Origin of the sequence: Streptomyces spinoverrucosus (assembly GCF_006539505.1) — a bacterium.
Lineage (GTDB): Bacteria > Actinomycetota > Actinomycetes > Streptomycetales > Streptomycetaceae > Streptomyces > Streptomyces spinoverrucosus.
Genome location: NZ_BJND01000004.1, coordinates 120,653 through 134,485 on the forward strand (window position 1 = coordinate 120,653; position 13,833 = coordinate 134,485).

General features: G+C 71.9%; 14 protein-coding genes. 7 read left to right on the forward strand and 7 right to left on the reverse strand.

Translation table 11 applies throughout. The features are described 5' to 3' along the window. The first annotated feature begins 20 nt into the window (after positions 1-20). Positions 21-467: a type II toxin-antitoxin system PemK/MazF family toxin gene (locus tag SSP24_RS02180; protein ID WP_141306926.1), complete on the forward strand. Its 447-nt coding sequence runs from the start codon at positions 21-23 to the stop codon at positions 465-467. Here the strand turns inward: SSP24_RS02180 and SSP24_RS02185 are convergent. After that, positions 452-1,273 carry a TIGR02452 family protein gene (locus tag SSP24_RS02185; protein ID WP_167529484.1) on the reverse strand — a complete coding sequence of 274 codons (822 nt, stop codon included), beginning with the start codon at positions 1,271-1,273 and terminating at the stop codon, positions 452-454. The genes SSP24_RS02180 and SSP24_RS02185 overlap by 16 nt on opposite strands. A gap of 256 nt (positions 1,274-1,529) precedes the next feature. Here SSP24_RS02185 and egtA point away from each other — a divergent pair, with 256 nt between their 5' ends. The 4 genes from egtA to egtD are packed head-to-tail and all read left to right on the forward strand — an operon-like array spanning position 1,530 to position 5,912. Further along, complete coding sequence (gene egtA, locus SSP24_RS02190; RefSeq protein ID WP_141306930.1) at positions 1,530-2,831, forward strand: ergothioneine biosynthesis glutamate--cysteine ligase EgtA; 1,302 nt, start codon at positions 1,530-1,532, stop codon at positions 2,829-2,831. Continuing rightward, positions 2,828-4,162, forward strand: coding sequence for an ergothioneine biosynthesis protein EgtB (egtB, locus tag SSP24_RS02195; protein ID WP_141306932.1), 1,335 nt, complete (start codon positions 2,828-2,830; stop codon positions 4,160-4,162). Before egtA ends, egtB begins: the two co-directional genes overlap by 4 nt. Next, the gene (gene egtC, locus SSP24_RS02200) at positions 4,162-4,953 is read left to right on the forward strand and encodes an ergothioneine biosynthesis protein EgtC (protein ID WP_141306934.1); all 792 of its coding nucleotides are present in this window, start codon (positions 4,162-4,164) and stop codon (positions 4,951-4,953) included. Before egtB ends, egtC begins: the two co-directional genes overlap by 1 nt. Next, positions 4,950-5,912, forward strand: a complete 963-nt coding sequence (egtD, locus tag SSP24_RS02205) for an L-histidine N(alpha)-methyltransferase (protein WP_141306935.1) — start codon at positions 4,950-4,952, stop codon at positions 5,910-5,912. Before egtC ends, egtD begins: the two co-directional genes overlap by 4 nt. Here egtD and SSP24_RS02210 read toward each other — a convergent pair whose 3' ends face one another. Then, positions 5,913-7,172 (reverse strand): extracellular solute-binding protein, encoded by a 1,260-nt coding sequence (locus tag SSP24_RS02210; protein WP_141306936.1) that lies wholly within the window; start codon positions 7,170-7,172, stop codon positions 5,913-5,915. 221 nt (positions 7,173-7,393) lie between these two features. On the opposite strand from SSP24_RS02210, the gene SSP24_RS02215 reads away from it, so the two are divergent. Continuing rightward, on the forward strand, positions 7,394-7,609 hold the full coding sequence (locus SSP24_RS02215; protein ID WP_141306938.1) for a dodecin: 216 nt from the start codon (positions 7,394-7,396) through the stop codon (positions 7,607-7,609). Positions 7,610-7,621: 12 nt separating this feature from the next. On the opposite strand, the gene SSP24_RS02220 is transcribed toward SSP24_RS02215, so the two are convergent. Beyond that, complete coding sequence (locus SSP24_RS02220; protein WP_141306940.1) at positions 7,622-8,113, reverse strand: phosphatase domain-containing protein; 492 nt, start codon at positions 8,111-8,113, stop codon at positions 7,622-7,624. Between the two features lie 99 nt (positions 8,114-8,212). Here SSP24_RS02220 and SSP24_RS02225 point away from each other — a divergent pair, with 99 nt between their 5' ends. Beyond that, positions 8,213-9,223, forward strand: coding sequence for an LLM class flavin-dependent oxidoreductase (locus tag SSP24_RS02225; protein ID WP_141306942.1), 1,011 nt, complete (start codon positions 8,213-8,215; stop codon positions 9,221-9,223). Positions 9,224-9,316: 93 nt separating this feature from the next. Here the strand turns inward: SSP24_RS02225 and SSP24_RS02230 are convergent, their stop codons facing one another. From SSP24_RS02230 to SSP24_RS02245, 4 genes are all read right to left on the reverse strand, one after another. After that, entirely contained in the window at positions 9,317-10,126 is an 810-nt protein-coding gene (locus SSP24_RS02230; protein WP_141306944.1) for a lysophospholipid acyltransferase family protein, read from the reverse strand. Then, positions 10,126-10,899 carry a GNAT family N-acetyltransferase gene (locus SSP24_RS02235; RefSeq protein ID WP_141306946.1) on the reverse strand — a complete coding sequence of 258 codons (774 nt, stop codon included), beginning with the start codon at positions 10,897-10,899 and terminating at the stop codon, positions 10,126-10,128. Before SSP24_RS02235 ends, SSP24_RS02230 begins: the two co-directional genes overlap by 1 nt. Before the next feature lie 238 nt (positions 10,900-11,137). Beyond that, a complete protein-coding gene (locus SSP24_RS02240) occupies positions 11,138-11,887 on the reverse strand; it encodes a succinate dehydrogenase/fumarate reductase iron-sulfur subunit (RefSeq protein WP_141306948.1) in 750 nt (249 codons plus the stop codon). Beyond that, complete coding sequence (locus tag SSP24_RS02245; RefSeq protein ID WP_141306950.1) at positions 11,884-13,833, reverse strand: fumarate reductase/succinate dehydrogenase flavoprotein subunit; 1,950 nt, start codon at positions 13,831-13,833, stop codon at positions 11,884-11,886. The genes SSP24_RS02240 and SSP24_RS02245 overlap by 4 nt, the downstream gene beginning before the upstream one ends.

The window sequence follows — 13,833 nt, forward strand, 5'->3', positions numbered from 1 at the left end:
CGCCCGTTACCGTGACTCCCGTGACTGCCTTCACGGATGAGAACGTCCCCGGCCGCTTCGGCCCCACCGCGACCACCGAGGCCGACCCGCGCGAGGTCGGCCGGGTGCGCACCGAGTACTCGCCCGCGCACGACGGCGACCCGGACCCCGGGGAGATCGTGTGGACCTGGGTGCCCTACGAGGAGAACGACGGGCGGGGCAAGGACCGCCCGGTGCTCGTGGTGGCCCGGGAAGCTGGGGGCACGTTCCTCGCCGTGCAGTTGTCGAGCAAGCGGCACGACGGGGACCGGGAGTGGGTGCCGATCGGGAACGGGCCGTGGGACCGGTCGGGGCGGGACTCCTGGGTGGACGTGGACCGGGTGCTGCGGTTGCACGAGGAGGGCATGCGGCGGGAGGCGTGCGCCCTGGACCGAATGCGCTTCAACCTGGTTCGGCACCGGCTACGGCAGCGCTACGGCTGGAGCTGACGCTCCGGGAACGCGCGTACGAACGCCGCCCGGGTCACCGCTCCCGGCGTCCGGTCCAGTACCGCGAACACCACGTGCTCGAACCTCCCCGCGAACCGTCCGCCCGGCTCCAGCAGGTCCCGGAAGACACCCGCGACCTGCGCCGGATCGTTCTGGAACACCCCGCAGCCCCAGGCGCCCAGGACCAGCCGGCGGTAGCCGTGGCAGGCCGCGGTCTCCAGGACGCGCTCGGCGCGTGCGGCGAGGGCACGCGGGAGTTCGGCCGCCCGCTCCGGCGCCGTACGGCGCACGACCCCGGCGTTCGGAGCCGCCGCGGTCAGGAACCCGGCCGTGTACGGCTCGTCCAGCAGGCGGCCGCGGTCGTCGCGGAAGACGGGCACGGCGGGTGAATGGATGACACGGTCCGTGTAGAACGGGTCGCGGTGGGCGCGGTGATGGTCGTAGAACTCCGACGCCCGCAGCAGGCACGTGTTCAGCGCCGAGGCGCGGCACAGCGCCTCTTCCTGGGCCTGGGCGCCGTTGAGGAAGCCGCCGCCCGGGTTGCGCGCGGAGGCGAAGTTCAGCACCGCCGCGTCGCCGATCCGGCGGGCCGCCTCCAGGCTGCTCTCGCCCGTGACCTCGACGAGGGTGTCCACCGGCGGCGCGGGCGCCACCGGAACCGGCTCGGGGCCGTGCATCCGCGTCCCGTCCCGCGCGGCCGCGACCGCCTCGGCGATGGACACCGTGCGCCCGTCCGGCGCCCGATAGGCGCCCGCGGCCACGATCTGCTCGGTCTCCCGCGCGATGGCGCGCAGGCGCGCGCTCATGGCGCCACCCCCGTGGGCGCCACGACCGCGCGCCCCGCGATCTCCCCCGTCGTGCTCATGAACGCATCGTGAGCGATATTGGTCCTGCGGTGCAACAGAGTTTCCCGGGCCGCCAAGGCACCGGCATCGGGTCCGCAAAGTCCCGGTGTGCACCCTTGTGCGAAACGACACGAGGGTCTTGGGTGGGACGAGTGTGTCGATCCGGCTTGCCGTTTGCCGGATCGGCGGCATGGTGGAATCTCAGGAGGATCCCGACATGTCCGACTCAGTCAGCGGCTGTACGGAGCCCCGTACAGCCGTCACCGAACCGGAAGTGGAGGCCCTGGTCCGGGGCATCTGCTTCAAGACCGGACCGCCGCACACCGTCGGCGTCGAAGTGGAATGGCTCGTCCACGAGCTGCGCGGTCCGCAGCTCCCCGTCACACCCGAACGACTCGAAGCGGCCTACGCCGCACTGCGCACCGTCCCTCTGAGGTCGGCGCTGACCGTCGAACCCGGCGGCCAGCTGGAGCTGAGCTCCCCGCCCGCCGCCTCCCTGATGGAGTGCGTGGACACCGTCTCCGCCGATCTGGACGCCGTCCGCGCGGCACTGCGCGAGCACGATCTCGGCCTCCTCGGCATCGGCCACGACCCGTGGCACGCCCCCCGCCGGTTCCTGCGCGAGCCGCGCTACGAGGCGATGGAGACCAGCCTCGACCGCACCGGCCCGGCCGGCCGCGCCATGATGTGCACCTCGGCGTCGGTCCAGGTGTGCCTGGACGCCGGGTACCAGGAGCCCGGCCCGCTCGGCCATGTACGGCGCTGGTGGCTGGCGCACCAGCTGGGCGCGGTCCTGCTGGCGGCGTTCGCCAACTCCCCACTGGCCGGCCACGAGCCCACCGGCTGGCAGTCCACCCGGCAGCTGCGCTGGGTGGAGATCGGCGCGGGCCGGGCGGGCGCGCCCGTCCTGGACGCCGATCCCCGGGGCGCCTGGGCCCGGCACGTGCTCGACGCCCCGGTGATGTGCGTACGGCAGGACGGCGGCCCCTGGCATGTGCCGGACGGGCTCACCTTCCGGGACTGGACCAGATCGGGGGCGCCCAGACCACCGACCTGGGACGACCTCGACTACCACATGACCACGCTGTTCCCGCCGGTCCGGCCGCGCGGCCATCTCGAACTGCGCATGATCGACGCGCAGCCCGGCGAGGACGGGTGGATCGTGCCGCTCGCCGTGACGACGGCCCTGTTCAACGACCCGGAGGCCGCGGAGACCGCGTACCGCGCGGTGAAACCCCTGGCCGAGCGGACCGAGGCGCTGCCCGCGCCGCACAACCCGCTGTGGCTCGACGCGGCCCGGTACGGGCTCGCCGACCCGGAGTTGCACGAGGTGGCCGTCGAGTGTTTCGCGACGGCGCTGCGGGCGCTGCCCCGGCTCGGCGCGTCCACGGACGTCACCGACGCCGTCGCCGCGTACCGGGACCGCTATGTCATCCGGGGCCGCTGCCCCGCCGACGACCTGCTCGACAGGCTGCGCGGCACGGACGGCCGCACGCACGGGAAGGACCTGCGCTCATGACCGACCCCGCCACCGACACGGAGATCGAGATCGACACCGAGGCCTTCCGCGAGCGGGCCCTGACCTCGCTCACCACCGCGCGGGACCGCACCACGCTGCTGACCAGCTGCGTCGAGGAACCAGACCTGACCGCCCAGCACTCGCCGCTGATGTCCCCGCTGGTGTGGGACCTCGCCCACATCGGCAACCAGGAGGAGCTCTGGCTGCTGCGCGCGGTCGCCGGCCAGGAGGCGATACGACCCGAGATCGACAACCTGTACGACGCCTTCGAGCACCCGCGCGCGGAGCGCCCGTCGCTGCCGCTGCTGCCGCCCGACGAGGCCCGCCGGTACGCGGCCGAGGTACGCGGCCGGGCCCTGGACGTGCTGGCCGGGACCGCGTTCCACGGGACGCGGCTGACGGAGGCGGGATTCGCCTTCGGGATGATCGCGCAGCATGAACAGCAGCACGACGAGACCATGCTGATCACCCATCAGCTGCGCAAGGGCCCGCAGGCCCTGCACGCCCCCGACCCGGAGCCCGTACCGCTGTTCACCGGACCGGCCGAAGTGCTGGTGCCCGGCGGCCCGTTCACCATGGGCACCTCCACGGAGCCATGGGCGCTGGACAACGAACGGCCCGCGCACCGGCGGGAAGTGGCCTCGTTCTACATCGACACCACGCCGGTCACGAACGGCGCGTATCTCGCGTTCATCGAGGACGGCGGCTACGACGACCCGCGCTGGTGGACGGCGGACGGATGGGCGCACATCCGCCGCCACTCCATCAAGGCGCCGCTGTTCTGGCGCCGGGACGGCGGCCAGTGGCTCAGGCGGCGTTTCGGGGCCACCGAGGCCGTGCCGCACGACGAGCCGGTGCTGCACGTGTGCTGGTACGAGGCCGACGCCTACGCCCGCTGGGCCGGGCGGCGGCTGCCCACCGAGGCCGAGTGGGAGAAGGCGGCCCGCTTCGACCCGGCGACGGGCGGTTCGACTCGTTACCCGTGGGGCGACGCCGACCCGGCGCCCGAGCACGCCAACCTGGGCCAGCGGCACCTGCGCCCGGCACCGGCGGGCAGCTATCCGGCCGGTGAGTCTCCGCTGGGCGTACGGCAGTTGATCGGCGACGTGTGGGAGTGGACGGCCAGCGACTTCCTGCCGTATCCGGGTTTCCGGGCGTTCCCGTACAAGGAGTACTCGGAGGTGTTCTTCGGGCCCGAGTACAAGGTGCTGCGCGGCGGTTCGTTCGCCGTGGACGCGGTGGCCTGCCGGGGCACCTTCCGCAACTGGGACTATCCGATCCGGCGGCAGATCTTCTCCGGCTTCCGCACCGCACGCTCGGGGGACGTCTGATGTGCCGTCACCTGGCGTACACCGGGCCCGAGGAAACCCTCGGCAGGCTGCTGGTGGAACCCCCGTTCGGCCTGTACCGGCAGTCGTGGGCGCCTCGACGCCAGCGGTACGGCACTGTCAACGCGGACGGTTTCGGCGTGGGTTGGTACGCGCAGGGCGATCCGCTGCCGGCGCGCTACCGGCGGGCCGGGCCCATCTGGGCGGACCTGCCCTTCGCCGACCTGGCCCGCGTCGTGCGCACCCGGACGCTGCTCGCCGCCGTGCGGGACGCGACACTGGCGGGCGCCGACGCGGAGGCCGCGGCGGCGCCGTTCGCCGCGGGGTCCTGGCTGTTCAGCCACAACGGCGCCGTCACGGGCTGGCCGCAGTCCCTCGCCGGGCTCGCGGACGGCCTGCCCCCGGTGGACCTGCTGTCCCTGGAGGCCCGCAACGACTCGGCGCTCGTGTGGGCGCTCGTCCTCGCTCGGCTGCGCGCCGGTGACGACCTGGGCCGGGCGCTGGCCGACACGGTCCCGGAGATCGCCGCGGCGGCTCCGGGCTCGCGGCTCAATCTGCTGCTGACCGACGGCGCGTCCGTCGCCGCGACGGCCTGGGGCGACACCCTGTGGTATCTCCCCCGGCCGGGCGGCGGCACGGTCGTGGCCTCGGAACCCTACGACGACGATCCACGCTGGCACGAGGTGCCCGACCGCACCCTGCTGACGGCGAGCGGCACCGATGTGCAGCTCACCCCGCTCAAGGAGCCGAGCGACGCCTCGGCGGCCTCACCCTCCAAGGAGCCCCGTACGTGAGTCCGTTCCTTCTCACCCGCACCCTGCCCGAGGACGCCACGGAGGCCGCTTTGCGCGCCGACGTCCTCAAGGGCCTGACGAGCTCGCCCAAGACGCTGCCGCCGAAGTGGTTCTACGACGCCCACGGCAGCGATCTGTTCGAACAGATCACCGCACTACCCGAGTACTACCCGACGCGCGCCGAACGGGAGATCCTCGTCGCTCGCGCCGCCGAGATCGCCGCGGCGACCGGCGCCCGTACCCTCGTCGAGCTGGGCTCCGGCTCCTCGGAGAAGACACGGCACCTGCTCGACGCGCTGACGGGGCTGCACACGTACGTCCCGGTCGACGTCAGCGACAGCGCCCTCACCCAGGCCGGGCACGCGCTCATCGCGGAACGGCCCGACCTGAACGTGCACGCGCTGATCGCCGACTTCACCGTGGCGCTCGAACTGCCCGACACGCCGGGCCCTCGACTGGTGGCGTTCCTCGGCGGCACGATCGGCAATCTCCTCCCCGACGAGCGCGCCAAGTTCCTCGCCGCAGTGCGCGCCCTGCTCTCTCCCGGCGACGCGCTGCTGCTCGGCACCGACCTGGTCAAGGACGAGCAGGTGCTGGTCCGGGCGTACGACGACGCGGCCGGCGTGACGGCCGCGTTCAACAGGAACGTGCTGTCGGTCATCAACCGTGAACTGGACGCCGACTTCGATCCCGGCGCCTTCGAGCATGTGGCCCTGTGGGACGCCGGGAACGAGTGGATCGAGATGCGGCTGCGCTCCCGTACCGCGCAGACCGTGAAGATCCCCTCGCTCGACCTCGCCGTCGACTTCGTGGCGGGCGAGGAACTGCACACCGAGGTCTCGGCGAAGTTCCGCAAGGACGGGGTGCGCGCCGAACTGGCCGCCGTCGGGCTGGAGTTGGCCCGCTGGTGGACCGACGGCGAGGGCCGTTTCGCACTGTCGCTGAGCACCGTCCGCTGATCAGCCCAGAGGGACCGCCAGCGCCTCGGTGATCCGCCGGGAGGCGCGGCGGGCCTGAGTCGCCGGGTCGGCTCCGGTGAGCACCTTGGTCATGTACTCCTTGATCGGGTTGTCCGCCTCGACGGCCGCCCACTCGGGCGTACTGGGGGTCGCCCGCCCATGCGCGGCACCTGCCGCCATGGCGGCGACCCCCTCCTCGTCCGCGACGGCCCCGGCGAGGGTCGTCTTGTTGGGGACGTAGTTCATGGTGCGGGCCAGTTCGGTGTTCCACTGGGCGCCGGTGAGCTCCTCGACGACGGCGATGGCGCCGTCGCGTTGGTCGGTGTTCTTCGGCACGACGAGGTCGGAGCCGCCGGTGAAGACGGCGCCGGGTTTGTCGGCGGACTTGCCGGGCACGGGGAAGAAGCCCAGCTTGCCGTCGAGTTCTGGGTTCTGCCGGACGATCGCCCGGGCCTGGCCCGGTACGGCCACGATCTGGGCGACCTTCCCCTCGGCGAACACCCCGGCCTGCGGCGGGTGTTCCTCGTCGGCGTCGACCGGGCCCTCGCCGAGCGCCTGGAGCCGGCGGTAGAAGTCCATGCCGCGCAGGGCGGCCGGGGTGTCCAGGGTGCCGGTCCAGACGCCGCCGTCCTGCCGCGCGAGGTCGCCGCCCTCGTCCCAGATGAAGCCGGAGAGCGTGTACCAGTCCTGTCCGGCCAGGTAAATCCCCTGGTTGCCGCCGGAGTTGAGCTTCTCGGTGGCGGCGAGCCACTCCTCACGCGTCTGCGGCGGGCCGGCGATCCCGGCCTGCTCGAACAGGTCCTTGCGGTAGATGACGACGCGGTTCGCCGCGTACCAGGGGATGCCGTACTGCGTCGACCGCTGTCGGCCCGGTTCGGCGAGGCCGGGCAGCCAGTCGCGCAGGCCCCAGTCCCGCATGGACTCCAGTGTCAGGTCGAGCAGGCCGCCGCCGTCGACGTACTGCGGGACCTGGGTGTTGCCGACCTCGATCACATCGGGCCCGTCCGGGGTGTCGGCCTCCAGCGCGGTCTGCACCTTCTCGCCGATGCCGGTCCATTCCTGGATGCGGATGTCGAGATCGAGGTCGTTGTGCGTGCGCTCGAACTCCTCGGTGAAGCGCTCCAGGAACTCCGTCGAGGCGCTGTCCTTCATCAGCCACACGGTGACCGTGCGCCGTTCGGTCCCGCCCGACGGGACGAGTGCGCACCCGGCGAGGAGGGAGGTGGACAGGCAGGCGAGGGCAAGGCGACGAAGCTTCACGGCGGTCCTGTTCTGTCTGGCGGACAGGGGGAAAGGGCCCGACGTGGGGGGAACGAGCGCTGGCTCGTACGGGTGTGCCGATTTTGGTATGGACCAATGCGGGGGTCAAGGGATTCCGGGGAAGGCGGGAGACGCCTCGCGCTCCGCTGCCGCTTGGGGCACGGTGGAGTGACGCGGGACACATGTGACGCCGTCGTCACCGCGCGGAGAGGAGTACCCGCATGACGAACCACACCTACCGGGTCACGGACATCGTCGGCACCTCGCCCGAGGGCGTGGACCAGGCCATCCGCAACGGCATCAACCGCGCCTCGCAGACGTTGCGCAACCTCGACTGGTTCGAGGTGACGGAAGTGCGCGGCCAGCTCGACAACGGGCAGATCGCGCACTGGCAGGTGAGCATGAAGGTCGGCTTCCGCCTGGAGGACGCCGAGTGAGGACCTGCTCCGTCAGGTCCGCCCCTCGCGCTCCTGTGCCACCTTGAGCTCGGCGGAGGGGGTCGCCCAGCGCGCCCGTACGACGGTGAACCCGGCCCGCTCGGCGTCCTCGCACACCAGTTCGTCGTCGTCCACGAGGACCCGGATCTCCCGGGTCCGGGCGAGCCGGCGCAGGATCTCCAGCTTGGTGTGCCGGGCGGGCCTGCGATCGGCGTCGCGCCGCATGTAGACCCGCCCCTCGGGCAGCCCCTGGGCGGCGAGCCAGTCGAGCGTGTCCTGGCGACACCGCTCGGGGCGCCCGGTGAGATACACGACCTCGCACTCCTCGGCGCTCGCGCGCACCATCGCGATCCCCTGAGCGAGGGGTGGATCCGCGGGGGCGGCGGCGAAGAAGCCGTCCCAGTCGCGCGGCTTGCGTTGCAGGAAGCGCTGCCGGTGGGCTGTATCGGCAAGGGTGTTGTCGAGGTCGAACACGGCGACCGGGCGTTCATCACGAGCTGTCACACGGCCACCCTAGACAGCCTGCGGCCCGGCCCGGCGAGCCCATACGGCTGTCACCGGACCCGACGGGAATGCCGAGCCCCGTCAGGCGTTGCACCCTGTGTGACCTCCGTGATCGCCTCGGCCCGCTTCTCCGTGCTCGACCGCTCCCGCACCCGCGAGGGCCATACGGCCCCGGAGGCGCTGCGTGACACCGTGCGGCTGGCGCGGGAGCTGGAGGAACTCGGTTACCACCGCTTGTGGGTGTCGGAGCACCACGGTGTGCCCGGCGTCGCCGGTTCCGCGCCGACCGTGCTGGCCGCCGCCGTGGCCGGGGCGACCCGGACGATCCGGGTGGGCACCGGCGGGGTGATGCTGCCCAACCATCAAACCCTGGTCGTCGCCGAGCAGTTCGGCGTGCTGGAGTCCCTGTTCCCCGGCCGGATCGACATGGGGCTCGGCCGGTCGGTGGGCTTCACCGACGGCGTGCGCAAGGCGCTGGGCCGGGACAAGGACGTCGCCGAGGACTTCGCCGCCCAGCTTCAGGAGCTGCTGGGCTGGTTCCGCAGCACCTCCCCGACAGGGGTCCACGCCCGTCCCTCGGAGGGCCTGACCGTGCCGCCCTTCGTGCTCGCGATGGGCGAGGGCGCCGCGATCGCGGCCCGCGCGGGCCTGCCGATGGTGATCGGCGACCTCCGCGACCGGGAGAAGATGCAGCGCGGCATCGACCACTACCGCACGCACTTCCGCCCGTCCCAGTGGGCGAGCGAGCCGTACGTCGTCATCTCCGGCACCGTCGCCGTGGCCGCGACCCCCGAGGACGCCCGGCGGCTGCTGATCCCCGAGGCCTGGTCGATGGCGTACTCCCGCACGCACGGCACCTTCCCGCCCCTGCCGCCCGCCGAGCGCGTCGAGGAGCTGCGGATGACGGACGAAATGACGGACAAGGAGCGCGGTTTCTACGAGTCCGGCCTGACCGGCCACATCGCGGGCACCGAGGAGCAGGTCGCCGACGAACTGGAGACGGTGCTGAAGGAGACGGCCGCCGACGAGGTGCTCGTCACGACCAGCACGTACGACCGCGAGGCGCTGCTGGACTCGTACCGGCGGTTGGCCGGGATCATCCGCTCGTAGCTCGGCCTGACCCCCGGCTGGGCCGACCGGAGGGGAGAAGACTTCCGGCCGCCGGTGAGCATCCAGCGGCCGGAGAGCCTTGATACGGGCGGGCTAGGACGCCAGTACCGCGTGGGTCCAGCCGGGTTCCGGTGTCGCGGCGGGCTGGGCGGCGTCGGCCAGGGATCGGCGGTCGGGGAGGGTGCCCGGCGGGATCGGCTCCCGGACGTCCACCTCGGCGACCAGGCCACGGGCCGTCGTCACCCGCCACAGGGAGGCGAGCAGGGAGTCCTCGCCGACGAAGGCCGGGGCCGTGCTGGCGGGGCCGTCGGCGAGGCGGTAGTGGATGCGGACCGGCTGGACGGGGACCCCGGCGTCGAGCGCGGCCTGGAAGACGGCCCGGCGGAAGGTGCCCTGGGCGCGGCCGCACCAGGTGCTGCCCTCGGGGAAGGCGCCGACCGCGGCCCCGGACCGCAGCAGGTCGGCGATGTGCGCGACCGTCGCCGGGAGCGCGCGCAGCCGGTCACGTTCGATGAACACCACCCCCGCGCTCGCGGCCAGCGGACCGGCGACCGGCCACTGCCGTATCTCGGTCTTGGCGATCATCCGGGCCGGGCGGACCGACGCGAGCAGCGGGATGTCCAGCCAGGAGATGTGGTTGGCGACCAGCAGCAGGCCACCAGTGGGTGCGGCGGAGCCGTTGATACGGACCCGGACCCCCGACGCCCAGGCGATCGTCCGTGCCCACCGGCGCACCCAACGGGCGGGGACACGCCGGCCGAGCGGCAGCAGCGTGATCCCGCCGAGCAGCAGCACCAGCACCGCGGTGAGCCGCAGCACGCCCCACAGCGCCGCCACGCCCCGCCCCGCGGGCTCCACGCACGCCCTGGGGGTGCAGGGCGCGCTGGGCAGCCAGACGCTCATCAGGCCGGGACGAGGGAGAGGAAGTGCTTCAGATAGCGCGGGTTGACCCGGCGCATCGACAGCAGCACGTACAGGTCGGCGACGCCGAAGTCGGCGTCGTGCGCGGGCTCACCGCACACCCAGGCGCCCAGGCGGACGTAACCACGCAGCAGCGGCGGGAGTTCGGTGCGCCCGGCGGGGCGGGCGACGCCGTCCGCGGACCACTCCAGCAGCGGCCGTACGCGGTACTCCTCGGGGGCCAGGTTCTTGGCCTGGACCCGGTCCCAGGTGGCGGCGGCGAGGGCGCCGCCGTCGGCCAGCGGGATGGAGCAGCAGCCGGCCAGCCACTCGTGGCCGCGGTCGACCATGTAGCGCGCTATCCCCGCCCAGATCAGGCCGATGACGGTGCCGTCGCGGTGGTCCGGGTGCACACAGGAGCGGCCGACCTCGACGAGGCCGGGACGGATCGGGTCGAGACGGCTCAGGTCGAACTCACCCTCGGAGTACAGCCGACCGGCCACGGCGGCGCGCTCGGGCGGCAGCAGCCGGTAGGTGCCGACGACTTCGCCGGTGAGCGTGTCACGGACCAGCAGGTGGTCGCAGTACGCGTCGAAGGAGTCGATGTCCAGCCCCGGCTGCGCGGTGGACAGCATCGCGCCCATCTCGCCGGCGAAGACGTCGTGCCGCAGCTTCTGCGCCGCTCGTACGTCGTCCTCGTCGCGGGCGAGGGTGACGGTGTAGCGGGTGGGTGCCGCTGGCTGCGGGGGACGGTCGAGGGTGGAAACGCCGGTCATGGCACACTCCTGGTCACGGGCCGGTTCGACGACGGCAGCGGGCGGGCCGGGTCGTCGGCCTGCCGCCACAGTTCTTCCTATGCCGGTTGGCGTGCGCGTTACCTGTGACCGGAGCGGGGATGTGCGGATGTTGAATGCCAGGGGTGGGCCCAAAGCGAGACGGGACCGGGGATGAGCACCACTCCCGGTCCCGCCCGTCCGCACCTTTACGGCGAACGTCTTCCCTACCTGGGCGGCCTCACCTCTTGGCCGCCTTGCGGGTGGCGCGCAGCCACTCCTTGTTCATGCCGGTGATGGACATCAGCGGGATACCCTTCGGGCAGGCGGTGGCGCACTCCCCGGTGAGAGTGCAGCCGCCGAAGCCCTCCTCGTCCATCTGCGCCACCATGTCGAGGACGCGGCTCTCGCGCTCCGGTGCGCCCTGCGGGAGCACGTTCAGGTGATTGACCTTGGCGGAGGTGAACAGCATCGCCGATCCGTTCGGGCAGGCGGCCACGCAGGCGCCGCAGCCGATGCACTCGGCGTGCTCGAAGGCGAAGTCGGCATCCGGCTTCGGCACGGGCGTTGCGTGCGCCTCGGGCGCGGAGCCGGTCGGGGCGGTGATGTAGCCGCCGGCCTGGATGATCCGGTCGAACGCGGACCGGTCCACGACCAGGTCCTTGATTACCGGGAAGGCGGCGGCCCGCCACGGCTCGATGTCGATCGTGTCGCCGTCCTTGAAGGACCGCATGTGCAGCTGGCAGGTGGTGGTGCGCTCGGGCCCGTGGGCGTCGCCGTTGATGACGAGCGAGCAGGCGCCGCAGATGCCCTCGCGGCAGTCGTGGTCGAAGGCGACCGGGTCCTCGCCCTTGAGGATGAGTTCCTCGTTGAGCGTGTCGAGCATCTCCAGGAAGGACATGTCGGGCGAGATGCCGTCCACCTCGTACGTGGACATGGCGCCGTCGGCGTCGGCGTTCTGCTGCCGCCAGACGCGCAGGGTGAGCTTCATGCGTAGCTCCGCTGGGTGGGGTGGACGTACTCGAAGACCAGGTCTTCCTTGTGCAGGACGGGCGCCTCGCCGGTGCCGGTGAACTCCCAGGCGGCCGCGTACGAGAACTCCTCGTCCTTGCGGGCCGCCTCGCCGTCCGGGGTCTGCGACTCCTCGCGGAAGTGGCCGCCGCAGGACTCGGAGCGGTGCAGCGCGTCGAGGCACATCAGCTCGGCGAGCTCCAGGTAGTCGACGATCCGGTTGGCCTTCTCCAGCGACTGGTTGAACTCCTCGCCGCTGCCCGGCACCTTGATACGCCGCCAGAACTCCTCACGGATCTGCGGGATCCGCTCCAGGGCCTTGCGCAGCCCGGAGTCCGTACGGGCCATGCCGCAGAACTCCCACATCAGCTCGCCGACCTCGCGGTGGAAGGAGTCGGGCGTGCGGTCGCCGTCGACGGAGAGCAGCAGGTTGAGACGGTCCTCGGTCTCGGCCAACACCTCCTGGACGACGGGGTGTTCGACGGTGATGGACTCCTGGTGCGGGTTGCGCGCGAGGTAGTCGTTGATGGTGGCCGGGAGCACGAAGTAGCCGTCGGCGAGTCCCTGCATCAGCGCGGAGGCGCCGAGGCGGTTCGCGCCGTGGTCGGAGAAGTTGGCCTCGCCGATCGCGAACAGGCCCGGGATGGTCGTCTGGAGGTCGTAGTCGACCCACAGACCGCCCATCGTGTAGTGCACGGCGGGGTAGATCCGCATCGGCACCTGGTACGGATCCTCGTCGGTGATCCGCTGGTACATGTCGAACAGGTTGCCGTACTTGGCCTCGACGGCCCCCCGGCCCATCCGCTTGATGGCGTCCGCGAAGTCGAGGTAGACGCCCTGCCCGCCGGGGCCGACTCCCCTGCCCTCGTCGCAGACGTTCTTCGCGGCGCGCGAGGCGATGTCGCGGGGGACGAGGTTGCCGAAGGACGGGTAGATCCGCTCCAGGTAGTAGTCGCGCTCGTTCTCGGGGATCTGGCTCGCCGGCCGGGTGTCGCCCTTGGCCTTCGGCACCCAGATACGGCCGTCGTTGCGCAGCGACTCACTCATGAGGGTGAGCTTCGACTGGTGGTCGCCGGTACGCGGGATGCAGGTGGGGTGGATCTGGGTGAAACAGGGGTTGGCGAAGTACGCGCCACGCCGGTGCGCCCGCCAGACGGCGGTGGCGTTGGAGTTCATCGCGTTGGTCGACAGGTAGAAGACGTTGCCGTAACCGCCGCTGGCGAGTACGACCGCGTCCGCGAAGTACGTGTCGATCTTTCCGGTGATCAGGTCCCGCGCCACGATTCCGCGCGCCCGCCCGTCGACGACGATCAGGTCGAGCATCTCGGTACGGGGGTGCATCTCGACGTTGCCCGCGGCGATCTGCCTGCTGAGGGCCTGGTAGGCGCCGAGGAGGAGCTGCTGGCCCGTCTGGCCACGGGCGTAGAACGTCCGCGACACCTGGACGCCGCCGAAGGAGCGGGTGTCGAGCAGACCGCCGTACTCGCGCGCGAACGGCACACCCTGCGCCACGCACTGGTCGATGATCTCGACGGAGATCTGCGCGAGCCGGTGCACGTTGGACTCGCGTGCCCGGAAGTCGCCGCCCTTGACGGTGTCGTAGAACAGCCGGTGGATGGAGTCGCCGTCGTTGCGGTAGTTCTTCGCCGCGTTGATGCCTCCTTGCGCGGCGATGGAGTGGGCGCGGCGCGGGGAGTCCTGGTAGCAGAACTGGACGACGTGGTAGCCCTGTTCAGCGAGCGTGGCGCCCGCGGAGCCGCCCGCGAGGCCGGTGCCGACGACGATGACGGTGTGCTTGCGCCGGTTGGCGGGGTTGACCAGCTTGGCCTCGAAGCGGCGCTTGTCCCAGCGCTCGTTGATCGGCCCGGTGGGAGCCTTGGTGTCGGTGACCGGCTCGCCGGTCGTGTAGTCCGCGTAGGAAGTCAT